A 24142-nucleotide genomic window follows, 5' to 3' on the forward strand; every position below is an offset into this window, starting at 1 on the left:
GGATATGGATGAAAATTAGCGTGAGTATGTATAGCTTAGCGTCAGCCATCCAAAAGGAAAATTGGGGCATTATGGATTTTATAGCTTATGCCAATGACATCCACTTGGATGGTGTTGAACTACTAGACATTTATTGGAAGGATAAACGAAATAATCAAAATGAAATCATACAAGTAAAAGAAGCTTTGGAGAGGCACGGTTTACAAGTCTCTGCCTATGATGTAACCAATAATTTCGTTAAGGAGACTAGTGCTGAGAGAACGGAAGAAGCTAATAAAGTGAAAGACGGCATACGTGTTGCAAAGGAATTAGGATGTAATATTGTCCGTGTGTTTTGCGGTGATTTACGCGGTGATTTGACTTACGAAGAGGGACAGGATTGGATTGTTGAAGGGTTAAAAGAGTGTGCAAGCCTTGCTGAACAAGAAAAGGTTTACTTGGCTATTGAAAATCATGGATTACTTGCCGGCCAAAGTAATCAAGTGGAAGAAATCATTCGAAAAGTGAACAGTCCGTTTGTGAAGTCAACTTTCGATACAGGAAACTTTCTTTTGGTGCATGAAAGTCCAAAAGAAGCATTTGATCGACTGAAACAGGCGATTATTCATGTTCATTTTAAAGATTTCCGTGAGAAGAAATCAGATGAAGTCACTAAGGGCTTTAAATCAATAAAAGGAGTAGAGCTGATTGGAACGGTACCAGGTGACGGTGAGGTGGATCTTTCTTATATAGTAAACGGGTTGAAAGAAGTTGCTTATGACGGATGGCTGTCAATTGAATATGAAGGCAAGGATGATGCAAAAGTTGCTAATGAAGAAGCTGTGAACCGTTTGAAGCAGTTATTGAAGTAGGGAGGTGTTTATTTGGTGAATATTGTCTACGGTAATCAGGAGAAAATCGACTTTGAATCAACGCTTACTAAGGTGAAAAAAGTGGATACGCTTAATAGGGAAATCATAGACGGGGTTCGTGATCAAGTGGTGATTGTCTTGGAATCCACAAAGACGGTTGATCTTCTGTCCGCCAGTCACACGGAGTTTGTCCCCTATAGGAATCTTCCTGAAAACTTTCAGGATCGAGATCGATCCTTTACGTATTTTGAACTAGAGATTTACCCATTTTTCGAAAAAGTGAAGGAAGTCATTGCTGAGAAGAAAAAAGGTGTCCTTCGTTTCAGAAGAAACGTCACCACAGGAAATTCGGAAGCAGTTATTATCGAAGACTTGTTTGTCATGTCTCAACTGCTTGGTGATCCAGAAAACGTTAAAGTGACAAAATCCAAACGAAACGTTGACCCCCAGCATGTCATCCTCACTATCAACTTCGGTCAGGGTACAATGGCTCATATGGAATATACATTGAATGACCGAGAGCGATTGGAGTTCGAATGGAGTGGGATCAAGAGCATTATTGAATTTAACAGTGAAGAAATGTGCCCAATCACCTCCAAGCATCTTACCCCGAAACCCCTTACTTATTCTGTCGATTCCATTTTGAAAGCTTCTCACAAAGTTGATGCTGATCTAATCTCTCAGTTGAAAAAATGGAAGGAAATCGTAAAGGGAGGCGATAAGTGATGAAAATCGGGATAATGAGTTTTGCCCATATGCATGCCTATAGCTATGCGGATGGGCTGATGAAAATGCCGGGAGTTGAACTGGCTGGCATTTTTGATGAAGATTTAGAGCGTGGAGAGAAAGCTGCCAAGAAGTATCAAACCGAGTATTTTTCTGACCAACCTACTTTTTTAAAAGAAGAAATGGATGCTGTTATTATCTGCAGCGAGAATTTTCGTCATAAAGAGATGGTGTTGGATGCAGCCCGAGCTAAGAAACACATCTTATGTGAAAAGCCGATTGCAACGAACATACATGACGCGAGAGAAATGATACAAGCATGTGAAGAGAATGAGGTTATCTTACAAATTGCTTTTCCTGTTCGATTTAGTTCGCCGATCCAACAGTTGAAGCAATTGATCGACAAGGGCGAGTTGGGGGAGATTGTTGCCTTCCGTACAACAAACCGTGGGCAGAACCCTGGTGGCTGGTTTATTGACCGGGATCAATCCGGGGGTGGTGCTGTATTAGACCATACCGTACATATGGTTGATATAATGCGCTGGTTTACGGGCAGAGAAATAACCTCTGTTCATGCCATAGTGGATTCTTATTTTCATGACATTGACATCGATGACGCCGGTATCATGACTCTCGAATTTGATGGTGGCATCGTAGCATCTCATGATGCCAGCTGGTCAAGGTTTGCAGAGTATCCGGTTTGGGGTGACGTCACCATTGAAGTCATTGGGACGAAGCAGACCGTCAGGGTTGATGCTTTTAAAGAACACTTGAGGTTATTTACAAGTGGAGAGCAATCATTGAACCATGTATTCTATGGAAATGATATGGACCTCGGTTTGGTTCGCGATTTCGTAGAATGCGTGAAGGAACAACGTGAGCCATCAATCACTGGGTATGATGGCTTGAAAGCATTAGAAGCTGCTTTAGCAGCATACCAGTCAAGTGAGGAAAAAAGAACAATAAACCTATAGGGGATGGGCACCTAAAGGAGGTGCCCCTATTTCTTCAAGTTAGAGGTGAAGCATGTACACAGTAGGAGTAGATATTGGAGGAACAAAAATAAAAATAGGGTTGTTTTCAAGAGAGCTGCTGATAAAAGAAGAAACGATCCCAACACCTCAAGCCTCAGTAGCAGAACGTCTGATCACCGCAATAAAAGGAGTAGTTCAAGACGAATCTATCCATGCCATTGGCGTAGCCTCGGCTGGTATTGTCCATTTCCAAAAGGGGATGATTATCCGTGCTGCCAACGTGCGTGGCTTAGAGGAAGTTCCACTGAAGTCCTTGTTAGAAAAAGCATTTCACGTGCCGGTCGTTATCGGCAATGATGCAAATTGTGCGGCGTGGGCAGAAGGTGAAATAGGAGCAGCACAATCCGTGGACAGCTATATATGCGTCACGCTTGGAACAGGAATCGGAGGCGGAATCGTTCATAACCATAAACTGATTCATGGAAAGAACGGTTATGGTGGAGAAATTGGCCACATGGTTATTATGCCTAATGGTGTAGCTTGTGGCTGTGGAAGGAACGGATGTTGGGAAGCTTATGCTTCCGGTATGGCTTTAGAGAAAATGATTTCAGGTCATCCCTTGTTGACGGAAAAACAGTACCGGCCAAAAGATTTATTTGAACATTACACGGACCAACCTTCGTGTAAAGAAATTGTTGATCAGTTTATCGACTATTTGTGTCTTGGTATCGCTAATCTTCAATATATTTTTGACCCAGATCGAATTGTAATTGGTGGAGGGATGATCGATTCAGGAGAGCATTGGTGGACCATTTTTTTAGAGAACCTTAGCCGTCAATCTTCTATTCCCATTGATGTCCAACGTGCCAAGCTAAAAAATAATGCTAGTATGATCGGTGCGAGTTATTTAGCCTTACAAGAATAGAAACGAGGGGAAGGCCGTGTACTACTTAAAAGGCGACATCATTACTAATGGAAACATTATTCCTAATCAGCTAATTGAAATAACGGAAGGTATGATTACGAGAATAGGAGGAGTTAGACAGGGAAACGCTCCTATTAAAGAAGTTAAGAACGGATATATCTGCCCGGGTTTCATTGATATCCATATCCATGGAGTCGACGGTATGGATTTTATGGACGAAGGGGAGGATGTTTTCAAAAATATAGCCAACCATTTGCCAAAGTATGGCGTTACTTCCTATTTGGCCACTTCCCGAACAGCCTCTTTATCTGACATTAACGACTTCCTTCACTCTGCTAAACAGCATGCTTCTTCAAGACTTCAAGGCTCCAGAATGATTGGCGTTCATCTAGAAGGGCCTTGGATCAGTCCCCAATACAACGGAGCCCAAAGCAAGATTCTCATAAGTCAATTGACCTGGGAAGAAGTTAAAACCATTATTGAACCCTATCAGACTATCATTTCAAAAATAACCCTTGCCCCAGAAGAACTAGAAGACCAATCCATTATCCGGCATCTCGTCACATTAGGTATTCAAGTTTCTGCAGGTCATACCAATGCTAACATGGACCAAATCGAAACGGCGATCGAACATGGATTAAGCCAGCTGACGCATACCTTCAATGCGATGAGCCCTGTGCATCATCGTAACCCAGGAACAGCAGCTGCTGCTTTCTATTTTGACACCCTGATATGTGAGCTGATTACAGACGGGGTTCATGTCGATTCCCGGATGATTGACCTGTTGTATAAGCTGAAGAGCAAAGAAAACATCTCCCTCATTTCCGATTGCACCGGTTACAACCTACTGACTAATGGCGAGTTTTCTTTACGCGGCAAGGAACTGGTGCGAAAAGAAAATGAAGTTAGGCTTAAAAACGGCCGGTTGGCCGGCAGTGCTATTACGTTGAATGAAGGGGTCAAACATGCAACTGATCATTGTGGTATTTCCTTGGAGGACGCTGTTTATATGGCAACCCAAGTCCCTATGAAAGCGTGCGGAAGCAATAGGAAACTCGGACAAATAAAGGCTGGATATTTTGCGGATTTTGTCATCCTAGATCAAGGGTTGGAAGTGATAGAAACCATCATTGATGGAAAAGTCCTTTACTCTAGGTCTTTATAACTGTCATGTATATCTCATAGGCTGTCTTTTAATGGAGTACTTTGTCTTTTAAGAGAGTATTAATCTGAGAGTGGAGGATGGCGGCAAACAAACAGCGAAGCGTAGAACAAGTTGCCAAATCTAAGGAAAGGAGCTTTGCACTAAATCTTTTAAAAGAGATAAAAAAACAGAAAGGAAGATGACTAAATGAAAGGGATGTTCAACGTCTTTGTTATTCTCGGTATCGCTTTTTTATTGGTGTTGAGTTCTTTTTTTACCCAGTTCGAAAGCGCTTCCGCGAATGTGGGGAAAAATTTCAGTGATCCGGAAAACCTAGGCACCCCAGTAGAAAGCGTAGCAATTTATGATTCCACTTATGGAAAAGAAAATGGTCGGGATATGATGTATACGACAGCTTCAGGTGAACCAGCTATTTTCCAGGTCGTTGACCTTGCCAGTCAGGAAGTTCTACGAACATATGAATTAGAAGGATCGGGAAGTTCGTGGACCCATATTACCGTTCCTAACGGCAATGTTTATATTGGAGGAAATGGCACACTGTATGAGTACTCTCCGGATACACAAGAAGTGAAGAACCTTGGAGGTATCGGTGAAAGCGTCGTTTATGGATTATCTTACGATGAAGAGGGTCGCGTCTATTTTGGTTCTTATCCTAATGCGAAAGCAGGTCGGTATGACCCAAGTACAGGAGAAATGACGGACTATGGAAGCGTAGCACCTGGTCAAAACTATACTCGCTCCACAGCCTATCATGACGGCTATTTATATCTTGGAGTTGGTGTAGACAATCATGTCGTGAAGCTTGATGTCGATACGGGTGACTATGAAAAAATTGATATTCCAGAAAATATAACCCCTGGAAGCAGCATTTGGCAAATGGATGCTGCTGGAAAATATATTGTAGCTGGTGTGGGGGGCGGCAGTAATGCTCTCTTATTCTATGACACTGAACTAGAGGAATGGAGCGATACTTACTATTTAAATAATAAAGGACTAAGACTTGTCAAAGGGCAAGCTGATAGCGACAAAGTGTACTTCCTGCAAGGGAGCCGTTTGAAGGAAATTGATTTAGAAACGTTGGAGGCTACCGATACGGGTGTCACATTTGGTACATTCCTTCGCAATACAGGCTGGGTAGAAGTGCCAAATGATCCTGATTTTCCAGGATTGTCTTTAGTGACTGTTCAATTTGGCGGCGGCGTCACTTATATGAATTTGGAAACGAAAAAAGTGAAAACCATCCAATATCCCATTGTAGGAAATCCTATTCCTCTTCAAACCTTAGAAAAAGGCCCTGACGATTCTCTTTATATGAGTGGGTATCCTGGTGGAAAAGCAGCTGTTTACCATACAGATACAGGAGAGTCCAAATCGTTTTCCTTAGGACAAGCTGAAGGAATGGCTGCTATTGGAGATTATATGTATTTCGGAGTTTATCCAGGTGCCTCTATATTTGAACTTGATACAACAGAAGAGACCATTAGCCCCAAAAAAATATATGAAGTACCGGATCAAGATCGTCCATTTGTTATGACCCCTGTAGATGAAAAACTTTATATCGGAACCATTCCCGATTATGGGCATTTAGGCGGCTCTTTGACTATTCTAGATCCAAAGTCAGTGGAAGATGCACGAGTATATGACAACGTGGTAGAGAACCAATCGATTACCGGACTTGCTGAAAAAGATGGCAAGTTATATGGTTCAACGACGATTTACGGTGGCCTAGGTATCGATCCGACAGAAACTGAAGCTAAAATTTTTGTTTGGGATATTGAGAAAGGTGAAAAAATAGAAGAATTTGTACCTACTCTTCCTAAGGCTACGACACAACCGAGAATGATTAGTGGTATGAGTGTCGGTCCAGATGGACTGTTATGGTCGGCTGCGGACGGAACCATTTTTGCTATGGATCCCAATACATTAGAAATCGTTAAAAGTGAAAATATCTACCCAGATGTGGAAAACAGAGGACGGTGGCGCCCCGTCCATATTCGTTGGTCAGAAGATGGAATCATGTATACAACGCTGGCTGGAAAAGTGACAGCAGTAGATCCAAAGACAATGGAATATGAAACCCTCAACACGTCCTCTACTGAGCTCATGACGCTTGGAGACGATGGAAACCTTTATTATGCGGCAGGTACGAACTTGATGAAAATTACGGTAGCTGACAAAGTGACACTAGAAACAGTATTAGATGTGATTAATGGCCATGAAGAGGAAGGAAACATGAAGCATTCTTTAAGTAAAGTTTTAAGCAATAAAGTTAAACAAGCCCTTCATCATTCTGAAAAAGATCGACTGGACCAAGCGAAAAAACATGTGCAGGATGCCCTTAAACATTTAGAAAAAGCGAAAGAAAAGGATATTACCGAGGAAGCTAATTTAGAAATGAAAGATCTACTTCAGTCTGTAGAATATTGATTATTTCGAAGGGATAGTCCGTCTTAGTGGAAAAATTACGGGAGGAATAATGATGAATAAAAGTTGTTTAAGTGTAACGGGTGCTTGCCTTGTTTTGCTATTAGGGATGTTTTCACTTTCTTTTTTAACGACTTTTAACTCTAAAGCCTTGGCTGCAGAAGGTGAGGAATGGCAAGCGTTGCCTGTGGAAAATGGAGGGTTTGAAGAGAAACCAGCGTCTTCTTCGGACCTCCCTTCCTGGGATTATTGGACTGGTGGATATAAAACGGGGATGAGTATTTCTGATGAAGAGGTATACGAAGGACAGCGCAGTTTAAAAGTAGAAAATGATGGAGTTGTGGGCCTCTTTAGCCAAGCGATCTCTGTGAAAGAGGGAAAAACCTATCAATTTTCCGGTAAAATTTACATTGAAAATTTGATATCAGGAAACCCTGGTGTTTGGTTGCGTTGGTTAGATAGTAATGGGAAAATCATCGAAAATAATGCTAAGTACTTCGAGGATCTTCCCCTTCAAGAATGGCAGGACCTATCAATTACAGGTACTGCTCCTACAGGAGCCACGGGTGTAAAAATCTTTATCTATCAAACTTCGACTTCCAAGATGCTAGGCTACTATGATGAGCTACAGTTGTTTGAAAAGACCGATGGAAAACAGCTGGAGATGCCTTATGAGTTTGGTGATGCGATCAACCTTGGTCCAGCTGCGCTGGCGGCTAAAACCCAGGGGGCTGCAATCGGTGAAGGAGAACTGTACTACGCCACAAACGGCTCACCGGCCACTTTTTTTGCAGCAGATGAAAAAACGGGTGAAATGATTTTCTCTCAAGAACTTCCTGGTAACGATGTGATATGGGGGATGACCGTTGGTTCGGATGGAAATGTGTATTTTTCCGGCACCTATAACGGGATATTATATCGCTACGTTACTGATGAAAAGCGTTTGGAGGAAGTAGGTAAAAACCCTTCCGATAATTGGGTGTGGGAGTTAGAAGCAACCGATGACGGAAAAATATATGGTGCCACATACCCCAATGCGAAAGCTTTCGAATATGATATTGAAAGTGACACTTTCACGGACCTTGGTTCCTTCCATGATGAACAGAAATATGCCCGTGGGCTCGGGGTCACAGAAGATCACCTCTATGTAGGGATTGGCACCACCACCTATCTCTACCAAATGGATCGGAAAACGGGTGAAAAGCAAGAAATTGAACTACCAATCACTGGGGGGAGTTCATCTGTATCAAACGTATGGGAATACGGGGATCGTTTGTTCATCGCCTACGGAACATCGTTATTAATTCTTGACGTGAATACTCATGAAACGTTAAAGCAGATCACTTGGCGTGATAAACATGCGTTTGACGGGTTAATTTCATCGCCTTCTCCGTATGATGAGAATCTGATTTATTTCTTGAGTAAAAATGCGAGAGAATTATGGACATACAACCTTGAAACGAATGAAATCGAAAAAGTAGAGACCGATATCGAACAATTTCCAGCTTCACCTGCGAAAGCGATAGAATGGATTAAAAATGAAGATGGTACCGATGTTCTCGCCATTCTCCATCATCAGATTGAATATTCGGTGTATAATCCAAAAACCAATGAAGTGAAAGTAGGCTATCCTGAGGTGGAAATGCAAGGCCTCTCCATTCAAAGTTTGGAAATTGGCCCGGAGGATGATGTTTATCTTAGTGGATATCAGGGGTCAATTGGAGTTTATGATACCTCAGCTGAAGACTACATTTTACATGAGCGTGATCCGCATCAAATTGAAGGAATGGGTTTCTTGAATGGAAATGTCTATATGGGAGCTTATGGTGGAGCACGTATTTACAAATACGATCCAAGTAACCCATATGAGTATACCGATGGTAAATCAGGAAACAATCCCGAGATGGTGTATGACATTCAAGATGGACAAAGCAGGCCATTTACGTTTGCTTCCGGTGACAACAAGCTATTCGTAGGGACGATTTCTGATTATGGTCAGCTGGGAGGTTCGTTGACTATTTATGATGAGGACCTTGATGAATGGAAAAGCATCCGTAACATCGTTGAAAACCAAAGCATTATTGGCTTGGCTTATCAAGATGGTGTTGTTTATGGAGGTTCGACCATCGCAGGAGGACTGGGTATTGATCCTACAGAAGAAAAGGCAAAAATGTTTGAGTATAATGTAACCTCCGAAGAGTACCAAGTTTTTGATCTTGAAGTAGACGGTTTGGAAAAGCCTGAAATGATCGGTGAACTATCTGTCGGTCCTGATGGAAACCTGTGGGGAGTTGCATGGGGATTTGATGAAACAGGATTAGAGAATTCGGTCATTTTTGCGATGGACATGCAGTCAAAAGAGATTATTAAAAGCAAAGAACTATATTCTGGCGTACATCGTGGAAGTCAATGGCGTCCGTTTTATATCCGTTGGGATAACCAGGGACTGCTTTACACTACAGCCGGTAGAAAGTTAACCGTTATTGACCCAGAGACTCTCGCTAGTAAACAGCTTATTTCAGGAACGGTCAATTTGATGGACCTAGATAATGAAGGCAATATTTACTATGCTTCTGGTGCAGATTTATATAAAATGCCGGTTCCTCTCGAGGAAGCCACTATCTCTTTAGAGGACACTACGTTGACTCAAGGAGAGGAAGAAAGTCTAAATCTTGATGTGACGTTAGCGAACGGGAATGCTGCTGATATAAATGGTGCTGAAATCGAATGGGCGAATACTTCACCTGAAGTGGCTGAAATCGTTGACGGCAAGCTAATCGCTAAAAATGCGGGCACCACTAAAATCAAAGCAACTGTTTCTTATAATGGGGAAACCCTTGAATCCAATGAAATTACAGTGGTAGTAGAAGTGACAACCCACTCTTTAAAAGCTCAATTGACGGACCTTAAAGAAAGTGACTCAATTGACCATTCGACGTATAAAAAGCTAGTCAATCGTCTAAATCAATCTGATCACCACTATAAAAAAGGTCATACCGATCAAGCTATTAAGCATTTGCAAGACTTCCTCAAGCATTTAGAAAAAAGTCAAGTAGAAGCTGGAATAAAAGAAACTCTGGAAAGGAATGTGAATGCTTTAAAAGATTCTTGGCAGTCATAGAAAAATAATGGGGATGAGGTGCTTGGATGCAACATTGAAATACACCACTTAAGCGCCTCATCTTTTACATATCGATAAAAAATGTAGGAGAGGATACTTGATGGTGAAGGTGTTTGCCCATCGTGGAAGTTCTGGTACTCATCCGGAGAATACTATGTCGGCTTTTAAGGAAGCAAAAAAAGTAGGAGCAGAAGGCATTGAACTAGATGTGCATCTTACACGTGACGGGAGATTAGCTGTAATTCATGATGCCACCATTAATCGAACAACGAATGGAGTAGGGAGAGTTAGCGAATATACAATGGAAGAGCTAAACAAGATGGATGCTGGATCGTGGTTTTCTAAGAATTTTCAGAATGAACGTATCCCAGAATTGAGAGAAGTTCTACTTTGGGCTAAAAAAGAAGAGATGCTTGTAAACATTGAACTAAAATATTCAAGATATACTATATCTCCCGTGTTCGAAGAAACAGTTTTATCCGAATTAGAGAACCTTGGGATGGGGCCAGACATTATTCTTTCCTCATTTAATCATTATGCCCTGCAGAAGATACATCAGATTAATCCTGATATTGATTGCGCCATATTGTTTCAAGAAAAAATTTTTGAACCTTGGAAATATGCAATGACTCTAGGAGCTACCAGTCTGCATCCCCATTTTAATAGTATGGACAACCAATTAATTCGTGAAGCTAAAAATAAAAATTTCCCTGTCAGAGTATATACTGTTAATGAGTCTAATGATGTAAAGAGGATATTAAAAACGGGATGCTCAGCAATTATTACTGATTTTCCTAATAGCGTAATTGAGTTGAGGGATAGTTAAAAATCTGTGTTTGCCGGCAGCACTGACAGACTGATCAGAAAGCACAAATCGCTTTCTGTCATTCTGTAGGTGTCGCTTCGATCCTAAAGGGCCCGATAACAACGGTCTGTAAGCTGTCGCTAACAGTCCGTAAGTTCCTGGTCCCTTTGCGCGAAGCGCCGGACCGAACGAGCCGAAAGAGAATAGTGCCATGGAAGGCAGCCTACGGGCTGCCTCTTTTTTGTGTTTTTTTCTTTTGCCCTGCGGAGCGTACAAAAGCGCCATCCGACTAAGGCTCAACCCGGGTGAGTCTCGATCTCTTCCCGGTTTGAACCTAAGACGGATCACCAGCCAGTCAAGGGGCCCAAAACTTTTTGACATGGTGCCGTCAAAAACTGTTGGTCTTTATCCCTTGACCGTCTGGTGAGGCGATTTGTTCGTCCTACGTGCCAAAAGGCAAAAAAATACCCTTTCGGGAATCAGCGCCCGCCTGGCAAAACAAAAAAGGAGGACAAGCTTATGAACGCTTTTGTTTCAATGAAGGACATGGAATTCAAACGGGAGTTACAGGAAGAAAAAAACATACCGTCAGAAGAGAAGAGCATTGGTCTTAACGCTATTTTTGAAGTGATTCGCATTAAACAAGTGGTTCAAGAAGTGCCGACACCTTTTGCGATTGGGGCGATACGTTCCCCTGATGATGCGGCGAACATTGCCGGGACGCTGATAGGGGATGAAGATAGGGAAGTCTTTTTGGTCCTTTGTTTAAACACGAAAAATCAGGTGACGGCAGCGCATCGCTGTCACGTTGGCAGTATCAATGCGAGTATTGTACACGCGAGAGAAGTGTTTAAAACAGCGATTTTAAATAACGCAGCCTCAATTGTATTGAGTCATCAGCATCCAAGTGGTGACCCGACGCCAAGCATGGAAGATTTGAACGTCACAAAACGTCTTGTGCAGGCCGGTCAGTTGCTTGGGATTGACGTATTGGACCACGTGATTGTGACGCATAACGGGGACCATTACAGCCTAAAAGAAAAGGGGCATTTGTAGAAAACGCCAGGCGGCGAAAAATCGTCGCCTCGGTTCCGCATGGATAAAAGCTACGCTTTTGTTGATAGAAGCAGGCATCGAGCCTGCTTGTCGGCTGCTTAAGCAGCCGTTGTTTGCTTATTCGAAGAAGGGGATCCCTTCTCTTTTTTGTGTGGTGGGGTTTTAATAGATGGTTCTTTTTTCTGTTTTAAAATTTGAAGGGGTTTACTGAGAGGGGGATTTCTTATCTGTTCTACTTCATCTGGTTCGTCCTTCATTGAATTCTTATTCGTGTCTATAAAGACTATCGGTCTTCTTGCGTAATTATCATTTCGTTAAGAATTTGGGGGTCACCACAAGGGTCTGCTCACAGGCTGATAAGCTAGCCCCAAACGCTAGCAAACAGCCTACGGCATCTCGCTCTCCTCTAAAATCTCCGATAACCACGGGCTGATCCGAAAGCCTACGTCGCTTTCGGTCAGTCCGTAGGTTCCTGGTGATTTCTTTACGAGTAGCCGATGACGGCAACCTTTAGTGCCATGAAAGCAGCCTTGAGGCTGCTCTTTTATTGGTCATTTTTCCTTTTGCCTTCCGAATCGTAAAGCTCGCAAGCTGACTAAGGTTCGAAAAGGAAAGGACACCCGAACCTTCCCTTTCCTTACCAAGTCAGGGCTCAGGCGTTCAAGGGGCGCAAAAACTTTTTTCCTAGGAACGCTACGCAACTGAAAAAACTTCCTGCTTTTATCCCTTGATCGCCTGAAGATGCTCGCTTTTCGTTCTCCATGTCAAAAGGGAAAAAATTCTCCCTTTTGAGGGACAGGATCGGTTCTTCAGTCAAAAGGAAAAACAAAAGGAGGAAGGGCGAAATGAAGAAAAACGTTTATGAAATCGTAACGGATAAGATCATTCAGCAGTTAGAGAAGGGCGTGATCCCATGGCGGCAGCCCTGGATGAACGGAGGAGCAGTGAATTGGAAAACGCAAAAAGCTTACCGCGGTATTAACGCATTCTTATTAGAACCGGGTGAGTATGCGACGTTCAAACAAATTCAAGAAGCTGGTGGAAAGGTGAAAAAGGGAGCAAGCTCACACATAGTGGTCTTTTGGAAGTGGATTGAAAAAGAGGATCCCGAAAGTGGGGAAACCGAGATAGTTCCTTTCCTTCGTTACTATCGCGTTTTTCATATTAATACGCAGGTAGAGGGATTAGAAAGTAAACGGGATGCCGTTACGTTTAATCATGATCCGATTGCAGAAGCTGACGCCATTTATAAAGGGTATCTGAACGCACCAGATTTTACATTTACATCTGGACAGGCCGTTTATTCTCCAACCTTTGATCGCATCAACGTTCCGCCTTTACGTGATTTTGAAATGGCTGAAGAATTTTATTCCACGCTTTTTCATGAGATGGTGCATAGCACTGGCCATAAGAAACGCCTCGCTCGCCCAGGCGTTACCACGCAACGTGTCGCATTTGGTGACGAGGTTTATTCGAAAGAGGAATTAGTCGCTGAGATGGGGGCGGCCATGTTGTGTGGGGTTTCAGGCATTGATAACAGCACGATCAAGAATAGTGCGAGCTACATTCAATCGTGGTTACGCTCTTTAAAAGAAGATCATCGCTTGGTAGTACAAGCTGCAGCACAAGCACAAAAAGCGTCGGATTATATTTTGGGAACACCATTGGCCTGAATTTCGGAACAGGATCGCCCCCTTCCGGGGGCGAAAATTCAAAGGAGGCGTCAAAAATGAAAAGCTTAAAAGAAATGGAAAATGAAATTGTTTCAAACATGCGAAAGTTAATTAAGGAGCAGCATCAAGAAAACTATCAAGAAGTGTCGTTTACAGGCTTTCATGAGCAAACCTTTACGTTTATCACAAAAGATGAGGATACGGGAGAGAAAGCCGTTTTCTATCTGCATCCTTATAATTTCGCTATATCTGTACGGTGTGAATACACAAAAGAAATTGAGCTTTTGATAGGTTTTATGAGTGAGAGAGGAGAGCTCATTTGAGAGGGGGTATCCCCTCTTTTCTTCCTTTGAGTGAAAGCAAATTTGGAAAGGGTGAGAACATGAAAACCTGTGGCTACTGTGGGACAGATATTCAAGGGGACTATTGCTCTTTTTGCGAATTTACGCTGGATGACAAACACGTTTTAGAAGGGCATAAGCGCGTAGATCATGTGATTGAAAGGACGCCAGATGAAGCAGCAATCTTTCTTTCAACTGCTGAACTGTTAACTTTTGAAACGGTTGATTTACTTTTTTTGTTAAAGTACGCTCGTTCTTATCGCTCTGAAGTCTATCATTTACGTGTAATCAGTTATAAGGCCGAGGACAGGAAAACCGATCAAGCTTTAGAGGAAATTCAGCATCAAAGCTATGAGGAATATGAAAAGGCTACGCGAAAGGTGTGGGTCATTGAAAATATCTTAAAAGATCGGATGGGGTATTATCCGGTTAAAGTAACGGAAGAGTTCTTGCAAGGGTATCTCCATCGTATTAAACAATCCCAGAAGAAACGAATGGTACTAAAAAAATAAAAAAACATAAAAACGCCTCTCTTATTTTGAAAGAGGTGACGTTTTGGGATCGTTTTTTTCAACCCACTGAACGAATGCATCACCGTAAAAATGACGATTGAGGTCTTGGACACAATCGAGCATTTGGTTTCTTTTTGATTCGTCCATTTCATGAAAGTATTCTAAGAATTGGTATTCAAAGGTCGTAGAGGTTTTAATGGTTTCATAACCAAGTGTGGTCATACTAACATAGGTGACTCTACGGTCTTCCTGGCGCTTGATTTGACTTATAAGTCCTTTTTCTTCCATTCTTTTAAGTACCTGCATGACAGTGGAAACTTTCAATAAACATAAATCTGATAAGCGACTAACCGTTACTTCTTTTTCTGAATAAACGATCCATAAAAGGTGCTGTTCAGCTTTCGTGATCCCCATGTTTTGGGCGGATCTTTCCCAATCGTTTTCTAATACTTTATACATTGCTCGAAAATTATTTAATAGATAATGTAACTTGTCTTCCAATCTATCTTCATCCTTTCAATATATTGGAATAATCCTATATATCTTAACATAGGACACCAATTAAATTGGGAGGTATCGTAGCTCAATGTGCTACTTTTGAAGCTAGAAAGGGCTAATTCCATACATAAAAACTTTCTTACTTAAAGATGAGAAAAAAATTTATGTTATAAAACCAACAATTTCAATATTTTACCTTTTTGTATAGTAAAATATTAGACATAAAAAGTTTTGGGTAATATTCTACTTCGAGTAAAAATATGGGGTAGATAAAACGAGGAGGAAGAAAGATGAAAGCAACAGGGATTGTCCGTAAAGTGGATGAATTAGGGAGAGTGGTCATTCCAATTGAGCTTCGAAGAACGTTTGGTATTGCTGAAAAGGATCCTCTTGAAATTTACTTGGACGATCATCAAATTGTCATCGAAAAGTATAAGGCAAGCGAAAATGCTTGTATTATAACGGGAGATATATCACCTGAAAACTTCTTGCTTGGCAATGGGAGCATTGTATTGAGCCCTGAAGGAGCCCAAATCCTTGCGGAAGAGCTAAAGCGAAAGTTTAAATAAATAACGGAAACCTTTTTATAATATATGAAAGGTCAAAAAAAGAGCTTGATAGCGAAGTGCTAATCTTAGCTCTTTTTTGTATGAACCTCAGCTGAGTGCGATTTGAAAGTATTTAGCTACCAAGTTGGATGTTCCAGTGGGATTTGCAATATTTATAATATATGGAAATTCATTATGTTAAAATAGAAGAATTAAAGCACATATATGATAGGGGAGGTAAGGGGTGGAAAATGCACTGATAATTAACAATATTGTTTGTAGTTGTAACTTAAAAAGAAACAAGATTTAAAGGTGGAAATCATGAATTTTGAACTCAAAGCGAAATAGAGCTCTTAGTAGAAGAGATAATAAGTTTTTTCGGAGTAAATATCTAACGGAAAACGCCTTTTGTCTCACATTTTAGAATAAGGAGGAGTTATTTTGTTGAAAGAAAAATTGTTGAAGTTTATGATTCAAAAAGCATGGCCGATTTTTAAAAAGCTATTCATAATGTTCGCAAAAGAAATTGTTGAATTTATATTTACTTTTATAAAAAATGAATTTCTTAAGTATCAAGATGCAAAACATCAGGAAAAAACAGATGTATATAACAAAAATGTAAAAAAAGCTGAGCAAACAAAGGACGAATCTGAGCGTGAACGCCTTATCGAAGAAAATGAAAAATTAAGAAGGGATATGGATAATTTAAAGACATATATGAATGATATTGAAAAAATACTTAGTGATGTCCAAGTTAAAGCTACAAAAACCGTAGAGGACAAGATAAAAAAATCTAACATCGATGAACTAGTAGAAGGAGATAAAAAGGAAGAAAAGATAAATATTAAAGAAAAAGAAAATTATTTACGATTGAATCGAACTTCAGATAATGATAAAGTATCGTGATTGTTTGAGGTATAGGAGATCCTTAAAATGAAAAAAAAATTGAACTATTTACTCTTACTTTTAACAATCATTTATATGGTTGGTTGTACTAACTCAGAAGATGCATCCAGTACAGCTTTAGAAATAGATCCACAAGAAGCAAACGCAGTTGAAACAAATGAAAATAGTAAAGAAGAAACTCTTGATGATACAGTTGATAATGAACCGGTTGATGACCCAGCAGTAGAGGAAACAACAACCCAATCAAATAATGAACTGTTCGAAGGATACAAACTTATTAAAGTTGATGGTGGTGATTTGTCTGGATATCGAGAACCTAACGCAGTTGTTGACATTGGTTACGGTGACCGTGAATATTGGGCATTTACTAATGAACATGGGCAACTAGAACGTGTCATTGCTGATGAAATCGTTCTACAAGATGACAGTAAAGAACCTGTATTATCGTCTGGCAGATACTATTCTGATGAGGCAAAGGTTCCAGGCGTTGAGAGCGATGTTTTAGATGAGGGACATATCATTGCTGATTCTCTCGGAGGGGTATCGAATGCTTATAATATTACCCCACAAGATAGTACACTCAACCGACATGGTGATCAAGCTTATTTGGAAGACGCGATTCGTAGCGCAGGAGGTGCTACGAATTTTGAAGCAATAATTACATATCCAAATGTGGAAACGCAGATACCTTCAAGTTATCAGTACACCTATACTTTAAATGGAAATGAGATCGTTGATACATTTGACAATGTGAACCCTGATGAAGTCAATGAGTCACTCGGTTTAACTGAGAGCGATACTGACGATTCAACTAGATCAGACACGGAGCGTGATATTTCTAGTATTGATGCAAATGGTAATGGACAAGTGACGATTAAGGAAGCAGAGTCAGCAGGTTTCAGTATGCCAATAATGAGTGATCATTGGTTATATCCTTATATGCGTGATAACGATAACGACGGTATGGTAGGTGAGTAGGCTCATAGAGTTCATCTCTTGTTGGACGTTTCAAACCAATTGCATAATCTTAGAGATGCTTAACAAGCAACTTATGACTCTACTTTGTACAAATAAAAACACACCCAAGTAGCACCTGAGTGTGAGAAGTTTAGCCTATAGTTAGTTATATCTTCAGTCTCATATAAGCAAGCGAAGAAAATATAGAGAAGTTACTGGTTAGTGATTTCTTTTGTAGAATAAAAATAATTCTCCACAAAGTTTACATGAGAAAACATAGAGTCAATTATTAATTCAACTAAGGACTCATCGTAAGACTTGTTGAGCAAACTTTTGCATAAAGAGTTTAAATTTTTCTCGCCATTTGCTAACATTTGTTCAATGTGTGTGTCGAGTAGTTCAAGATTATCTTTATATTTCTCATAAATAGAGATAGCGAGAGCCGTAGACATACATTCAGAGATACCATCTTTATATTCTAAGACAAAAGTACTGTTAATAAGAATATTGAGATAAGAGTTTTCCTCGTTTTCTAATTTAAGATTTGGAGTTAGGCTATCCTTTGTTCTTTTTCGAATATCTATTAATGTATCGAAATCAAGCTGGGAATGATTCCGAACGTGGTTAATGATATTGTTTTCTAATACGAATACACTAAAAGGCGAAACTAATAATTTGTTTATACGTTGTATATAATGGTAAGCATAAGTGTTTTTAATTGTATCTTCAACTTGCCCATCTTTTAAAAGTGTTGTATAAAAAATTACTTCATGAAGTATAGCAAGTGTCTCGTTTAATATCACTTGACTTTTATTAAAAAAGTCATCTTTATAAAACTCGTTATAATATGAATGACCAATTTCATGAATAAGGTTTTGCGCCGGCACCATTGAATCGAAGTAATCAATAATTATTCTACTTTCTTTGACTTGTGGAAAGTAGAATGTTTTGTAAATCTCTGAATCAGGTAAATGAGTTATATAATTATTATTAACCATTTTATTTATATGGCTAATAAACCTTCTTCCAAATTTGTTGTTTGAATAATTTCTGATATAAAGCTCTTTCTGTAGGTCTATCACCTCTTCAAATGATAAACTTAAATTTTTATTACCTCCAAGATCATATAAATAGTTATACGGATTACTATTATCATCAAACATAATATCAAAAATTTTCAATTGGAATTCTTCATACTTTTCCACTAGCTTTTTTTGGAAGATATCAACTTCATCAGAATTAAATCCATTTATCTCTGCCATTACTTCGTTTTCATAGTCGGAGTTTATATATTTCTTTTTATTGTGAAATAAGCATTCGATTAAATAATCAGAGTTTTTACTTATTTCATTGTATATAGAAGACTGAATATATTTCTTTTTGTTATAATCTAATTCTTTGTTTATCGTTATAAGTGCTTTGTATATTCTTTGACCATCTACCTCTAGTTTATCTACAACCTTATGAAACTCCTCTTCTGTAAATTCATTTGAGCTCTCATTTTTGTCGATAACATTATCGTCTAAGTAGTTAAATATTTCGAAAAATTTATGTAGATAATCTTGATTAATTTCAAATCCACACAATTCTAATATACTAAAAAACTGGTGAAGAGATAAGATTTCTGATTCTAATTGCTCACTGTATTCGCCATCTTGAGCATACACCTTTTCCTCTAAACTTTTAAGAGTATGTTCTAAACTTAGAAAATCTTGTATGATGGACAAACTATCAATAAATTTTTCTTTAGATAACCTAGAACCTATGGATTCAACTTGTGTTTCTGACAAGGTTGAGAACCTATATTCCAGCGAAGTTTTTTGTGGGTTATCGAAGAGACCTAACTTATGCAGAATAAGATTAGAAACCAATAATGAAGCAGCATTACTATGTATAATGTTCCCATGATTAATGCCTAAAAAATATTCAGGTGGATGATATCCATAGTTCTCAATCAACTCATCTTTTCCATTCACCATGTCTAACAATGTCGCTATGGTTGAATCTGATGAATAACCCGTTAGAATGTAACTAACTTGTTTTTCTCGAAAAATTTCAAATAGATTTATGTGTAAATTCAGATTACCTGTATCAAAACAAGAGATAGCAAAATTCACATCATGTTCGTTCAATAACAATGGTAATTGAGAAAGATACTCATTATTGACAGAATTTTCAATTGTCACTATATCTACACTTGAATTACCCCTTTGAATTTTATCCTTTAACGCAGAAACTTTTAGGGATCCAACATCATCATAATCAAATGGGTGTTGAGCTGTGATGTTTTTAAGCTCTACTACATCATCGTCAACCAAAATTAATTTTCCTACACCTAATTTAGAAAGGGTTTGAGCTAATGTAGCTCCGATAGTACCTACACCAATGATTAAAATTGTTTGCTCTTCTAGAGTATTAATGAAATTATCATTCGGTTTACCATACATGGAATAATACCTTTTGTTTCTAGATTGAAAAGACTGGTCTAAATCAGCATTTACCGAACTCAAAAAATTCTCTTGTTCAATAAATTCAAAAATTTCACTAGTTTCCTGGGAGTTTATTGAGAATTTTTCCTGCCACAAATGAATTTTTTCATCTTCTAAAGAAGAAACTCCTTCTGAAATAATCTTTAATAATTCCCAGAACGCAGTGAAGTTATCTGTGTTAATTTCTTTCTTATCCCCATTGAAATAGCTTACATTCTCTCTTTGAGGATCCCCTTTGATATGTAAGCTTTTATTTAAATAAATCATACAAAAATCCTCCAGTTAGTTATAGTAATGTTAATTTGAAGAGACAGTGTAATTTTACACTGTCTCTTCATAATTTGTATTATTTAACAGAATAATACGCAAATATGTTCTTTTGCTTTTTGAGTAGCTTTTTTAACTTTTACTGTTAGATTCACTGGTCTCACACTCCTTTTAAAGGGTAAATAATCAATCTATCATCTAATGCCACTTTTAAATGTTACTAGCACCATATTACACAGTAATGAGTATTTCCATTTTGAGTAGCTTTTTTAACTTTCACTGAGAGTTTCATAATTGTTTATCGCTCCTCTCTGTTAAATAACAAGAACTAACAGAATGCTACGCACCAATGCCTATCTTGATTTTGAGTAGCTTTTTTAACTTTTACTGAGAGCTTCAAATCACATACCTCCATAATAGATAAATTGGACTAACAGAATAGTACACAGTAATGAGTATTTTCATTTTGAGTAGCTTTTTTGACTTTCACTGAGAGTTTCAAATCCAATACCTCCTTAATAAATACTGTGGATTAACAAAAGATTAGGCAATAATGCTTACCTGGAGTTTGATTGTTTCTTTACTTTACTGAGAGCTTTAAGTCATTATCAGGCACATAATCACCGGCCTTTTATTTTGAGTAGCTTTTTCAACTTTCACTGAGAGTTTCAAATCCAATACCTCCTTACTAGATAAATTGAACTAACAGAATAATAGACAGTAATGAGTATTTCCATTTTGAGTAGCTTTTTTAACTTTCACTGAGAGTTTCATATGTATTCACCTCTCCTCTTTGTTGAATACCAAGAACTAACAGAATGCTACGCACCAATGTCTATCTTGATTTTGAGCAGCTTTTTTGACTTTTACTGAAAGTTTCATACTATCACCCCATTTATTTCTAATTTAGCAAAAATATGTATTTCGCTAAAACCATTTTACTACTATAACAACCAAACATTCAACCTAATTTAGTAAATAATTAGAATTTTTATTTTATTGCGTAATTTCTAACACATACTTCCCAAGAAAATAGTCCTACAAATAAAGCACACCAGTTTTTTTAACTGGTATGCTTTATGAAGGTATAAAGGGATTGTGCGTCTATTAGAGATTTTAAATATTATCTAAACGGGTTTAAAGTCACCTTTGTTATCTTTTGAAATTGCGTTTACGATATTTTCCGTTTCTACTATAAAAGAATCGAATGGATTATTAGGTAAATTATAGAAATTAATTTTCATCTTAGGGATGATTTCTTTTGCTTCATCGAATCTATTTAAGCTAACTAAACACCTTATTTTATAGGCATCAACAATGTAGTACGTTGCTAGATCGAATGGATGATATATATTGGGAGGAATTGTAACTTTGTTCAAATAGTCTAAAGAAAGATTAAACGCCTCTAAGCCAAACAACGCCTTACCAGTTTCTAAGTTATATATGCTTTCGTCTGGCTTATTAAATTCCTCACAGTAATGTAAAGCTTTTTTATAGTCTTTAGAGTATTCATTATGATAAAAAGCTCTTACTATAAGAGTATACGAATGTTGTAAACGATCATCTGTTGCTTCTGCAAACTTTTCAGACTTATCCAAGTAAGTATGAAATGAAACTTCATCCTTGTTCCAAAGAGACTGAAGTGCTACTAATCGATATAAGTCGGCTGTTTTGTAATAAACTTGGTTCTTTTTCGAATAGTCTATTACTTCCATTAATTTTTTTCTTATAAAGACTTGGTCGCTATCTGGTTGTGCAAATAAAAGCATGATTTCTAAGTAGTTCACTTCTAATTGCGTCAATTCTTCTATATGAATTTTCTTTTCTTCAAACACCTTTTGAATAGACTTAATTATTTGAAGAGATTCTTCATATTCAAATCGTTTAAAATGTTCCATACTTACAAATAACATAGCTTTTCCCCAATAATTATACAGCCTTAAATTATAAAAAATTTTTATTGCTCTGTTAATATAATAACTAGCACGATCATCATTCAACGTGGAAGCAGAGGACGCTGCAATAAAGTACAACCTTGCTACTTCATAGCTTGAAGAGTGTTCTTTCTCTAATAATGGTGCTAAATTAGTTAATATTTTTGTATGTTGATTTCGGCTTTTTAACTCTTCCATCTCTAATACGATTGGCTTCCAATCCTTCTCTCCAAGCAATTCTTGTAGATTTATCTCTAGTTTATTCAATATGTGATCTAAAGTTTCAAAAGAAGGGTTGGCCTTCCCATTTTCTATTAAACTCAACATCCCTTTAGATAAGTGATCTCCAGCCACTTGTTGAAGAGTTAACCTCTTCTTTTTTCGGATTTCTCTAATACGTTCTCCTAATTCTTCCATGACAATACCACACCTAACTTTTAGTTTAATTATATTAAACCTTTATTTGATTTAAAATGAAAAAAGTGGTAAATTTGTTTAATAAGATTAAACAAATTTACAATAAAAGGGGAGTTTGGATGAATGTTCTTACTAAAAAACAAATCAATGTAAACATTATTATTTTTACGATTAGCAAAACAATAGCTGCTCTCGGAGGAAATGTATATGCATTTGGAATGGGCTTGTACATTTTGAGTCTTACAGGATCCGCCAGTAATTTTGCTATTGGTTTAATTTGCTCTGTTGTACCTAGAATTTTATTTGGTTCAATTGCTGGAGTCTGGGCAGATCGCTTCTCAAAGAAAAAGATAATTATCTCTGCTCAAATAATACAGGCAATAACTTTGTCAACTTTTTTTATTATCGGTCTTTCCTCAGAAATATCACTTCTTTTAATTTATGGAACTACGATAATCCTGTCAATATGTAGTACTTTTTCAAGCATTACATTTACATCTTCGATACCTAGCCTAGTTTCTGAAGAAAAAATTCAAAAAGCGACTTCTTTAAATCAATCAGCTGTATCATTTGCGATGATTGGAGCTCCTATCCTCGGTGGCTTTTTATACAGTTTTTTAACAATAAATACATTTATATTAGCAAATGCGATAACTTACCTATTATCTGCAACGCTTGATGGAGCCTTAAAATTCTCTAAAAAGATTTCAGATGATGAATCATTAATGGAAGAAAATAATTTTTGGTCAGATATTAAATCTGGATTTAGCTACATAAAAAGCAATTCTTTCCTTTTCAAAATATTAATACCTGTTGGCTTATTGGTTAATTTCTTTGGAGTATCCTTACAAGTAGGGTTACCATATATAGTAGTAGAACGATTAGAGCTAACATCTTATCAATTTGGTATTATTGAAGGTTCAATGGCAATCGGAATGCTTGTAATGTCAATAATATTATCAACAAAGAAAGAAAATAAAAACCCTCTTAATAATATGAAGGTAGGCTTACTAGCACTATCTATTTTATTTGGATTATTAACAGTTCCACTCATCTGGGATATTTCTTCAATCATCGTATTCATTTACTATGTTAGCTTACAATTATCATTTGGTTTAATAGTGGTGTTTTTAAACACTCCACTATACGTGCTTATGCAAAAGATAATTAGTGGAGAATACAGAGGAAGGGTATTTGGCATTGTAGAGACATTAGCTAATGTGATTACTCCTGTGGGTATGATTATTTATGGCTTTTTGTTTGATTATTTAAATCCTTCTTGGATCTTAGTAACATCGGCTTTGGCTATATTATTAATTGCATTGCTAAAATTGAAATCTTCAAGTACAAATAGGGTTTCAACGAAAATTAGTGAAGTCTCATAATTTATTGTGATTAAAAATAAATGCAGATTGAAAATAGTGAAATTCAGAACTTAAGATGATTAAGATTCAAAAAGCATTCTTCCTCACTAGAAGAATGCTTTTATCTTTTATAGGGAAAAACTAGATCGCTATGTTATAATAAACGTTCGTTTTTGATAACGAATCTGA

19 protein-coding genes are annotated in these 24142 nt (G+C 38.1%); 16 read left to right on the forward strand and 3 right to left on the reverse strand.

The window, feature by feature from the left end; genetic code table 11:
* Positions 1 to 8: 8 nt before the first annotated feature.
* From PQ578_RS19615 to PQ578_RS19670, 12 genes are all read left to right on the forward strand, one after another.
* Positions 9 to 851 carry a sugar phosphate isomerase/epimerase family protein gene (locus PQ578_RS19615; RefSeq protein WP_273836236.1) on the forward strand — a complete coding sequence of 281 codons (843 nt, stop codon included), beginning with the start codon at positions 9 to 11 and terminating at the stop codon, positions 849 to 851.
* A 12-nt stretch (positions 852 to 863) separates the two neighbouring features.
* The gene (locus tag PQ578_RS19620; protein ID WP_273836240.1) at positions 864 to 1577 is read left to right on the forward strand and encodes a hypothetical protein; all 714 of its coding nucleotides are present in this window, start codon (positions 864 to 866) and stop codon (positions 1575 to 1577) included.
* Positions 1577 to 2551, forward strand: a complete 975-nt coding sequence (locus PQ578_RS19625; RefSeq protein WP_273836242.1) for a Gfo/Idh/MocA family protein — start codon at positions 1577 to 1579, stop codon at positions 2549 to 2551. The genes PQ578_RS19620 and PQ578_RS19625 overlap by 1 nt, the downstream gene beginning before the upstream one ends.
* Positions 2552 to 2603: 52 nt before the next feature.
* The gene (locus tag PQ578_RS19630) at positions 2604 to 3476 is read left to right on the forward strand and encodes an ROK family protein (protein ID WP_273836244.1); all 873 of its coding nucleotides are present in this window, start codon (positions 2604 to 2606) and stop codon (positions 3474 to 3476) included.
* A gap of 16 nt (positions 3477 to 3492) precedes the next feature.
* Positions 3493 to 4641, forward strand: coding sequence for an N-acetylglucosamine-6-phosphate deacetylase (gene nagA / locus PQ578_RS19635; protein ID WP_273836247.1), 1149 nt, complete (start codon positions 3493 to 3495; stop codon positions 4639 to 4641).
* Positions 4642 to 4827: 186 nt separating this feature from the next.
* On the forward strand, positions 4828 to 7068 hold the full coding sequence (locus PQ578_RS19640) for an FIMAH domain-containing protein (RefSeq protein WP_273836249.1): 2241 nt from the start codon (positions 4828 to 4830) through the stop codon (positions 7066 to 7068).
* A 52-nt stretch (positions 7069 to 7120) separates the two neighbouring features.
* Complete coding sequence (locus PQ578_RS19645; protein ID WP_273836250.1) at positions 7121 to 10186, forward strand: FIMAH domain-containing protein; 3066 nt, start codon at positions 7121 to 7123, stop codon at positions 10184 to 10186.
* A 100-nt stretch (positions 10187 to 10286) separates the two neighbouring features.
* A complete protein-coding gene (locus PQ578_RS19650) occupies positions 10287 to 11012 on the forward strand; it encodes a glycerophosphodiester phosphodiesterase (RefSeq protein ID WP_273836252.1) in 726 nt (241 codons plus the stop codon).
* Positions 11013 to 11510: 498 nt separating this feature from the next.
* A complete protein-coding gene (locus tag PQ578_RS19655; protein ID WP_273836253.1) occupies positions 11511 to 12047 on the forward strand; it encodes a JAB domain-containing protein in 537 nt (178 codons plus the stop codon).
* Positions 12048 to 12892: 845 nt separating this feature from the next.
* Complete coding sequence (locus tag PQ578_RS19660; protein WP_273836255.1) at positions 12893 to 13720, forward strand: ArdC family protein; 828 nt, start codon at positions 12893 to 12895, stop codon at positions 13718 to 13720.
* 56 nt (positions 13721 to 13776) lie between these two features.
* Complete coding sequence (locus PQ578_RS19665; RefSeq protein WP_273836256.1) at positions 13777 to 14043, forward strand: hypothetical protein; 267 nt, start codon at positions 13777 to 13779, stop codon at positions 14041 to 14043.
* Positions 14044 to 14102: 59 nt separating this feature from the next.
* A complete protein-coding gene (locus tag PQ578_RS19670; RefSeq protein ID WP_273836259.1) occupies positions 14103 to 14573 on the forward strand; it encodes a hypothetical protein in 471 nt (156 codons plus the stop codon).
* A gap of 21 nt (positions 14574 to 14594) precedes the next feature.
* Here the strand turns inward: PQ578_RS19670 and PQ578_RS19675 are convergent, their stop codons facing one another.
* A complete protein-coding gene (locus tag PQ578_RS19675) occupies positions 14595 to 15074 on the reverse strand; it encodes a MarR family winged helix-turn-helix transcriptional regulator (RefSeq protein ID WP_273836261.1) in 480 nt (159 codons plus the stop codon).
* Positions 15075 to 15361: 287 nt separating this feature from the next.
* Here PQ578_RS19675 and PQ578_RS19680 point away from each other — a divergent pair, with 287 nt between their 5' ends.
* From PQ578_RS19680 to PQ578_RS19690, 3 genes are all read left to right on the forward strand, one after another.
* Positions 15362 to 15640, forward strand: coding sequence for an AbrB/MazE/SpoVT family DNA-binding domain-containing protein (locus tag PQ578_RS19680; RefSeq protein WP_273836263.1), 279 nt, complete (start codon positions 15362 to 15364; stop codon positions 15638 to 15640).
* A gap of 420 nt (positions 15641 to 16060) precedes the next feature.
* Positions 16061 to 16525, forward strand: coding sequence for a hypothetical protein (locus PQ578_RS19685; protein ID WP_273836265.1), 465 nt, complete (start codon positions 16061 to 16063; stop codon positions 16523 to 16525).
* Positions 16526 to 16552: 27 nt separating this feature from the next.
* The gene (locus PQ578_RS19690) at positions 16553 to 17503 is read left to right on the forward strand and encodes a DNA/RNA non-specific endonuclease (protein WP_273836267.1); all 951 of its coding nucleotides are present in this window, start codon (positions 16553 to 16555) and stop codon (positions 17501 to 17503) included.
* 191 nt (positions 17504 to 17694) lie between these two features.
* Here PQ578_RS19690 and PQ578_RS19695 read toward each other — a convergent pair whose 3' ends face one another.
* Positions 17695 to 20238, reverse strand: coding sequence for a HesA/MoeB/ThiF family protein (locus PQ578_RS19695; protein WP_273836269.1), 2544 nt, complete (start codon positions 20236 to 20238; stop codon positions 17695 to 17697).
* A gap of 1127 nt (positions 20239 to 21365) precedes the next feature.
* Entirely contained in the window at positions 21366 to 22589 is a 1224-nt protein-coding gene (locus PQ578_RS19700; protein ID WP_273836272.1) for a helix-turn-helix domain-containing protein, read from the reverse strand.
* A gap of 119 nt (positions 22590 to 22708) precedes the next feature.
* On the opposite strand from PQ578_RS19700, the gene PQ578_RS19705 reads away from it, so the two are divergent.
* Positions 22709 to 23974 (forward strand): MFS transporter, encoded by a 1266-nt coding sequence (locus tag PQ578_RS19705; RefSeq protein ID WP_273836273.1) that lies wholly within the window; start codon positions 22709 to 22711, stop codon positions 23972 to 23974.
* Positions 23975 to 24142 lie beyond the last annotated feature (168 nt).

This window comes from Guptibacillus sedimenti (assembly GCF_028610665.1).
Taxonomy (GTDB): Bacteria; Bacillota; Bacilli; order Bacillales; family Guptibacillaceae; genus Guptibacillus; species Guptibacillus sedimenti.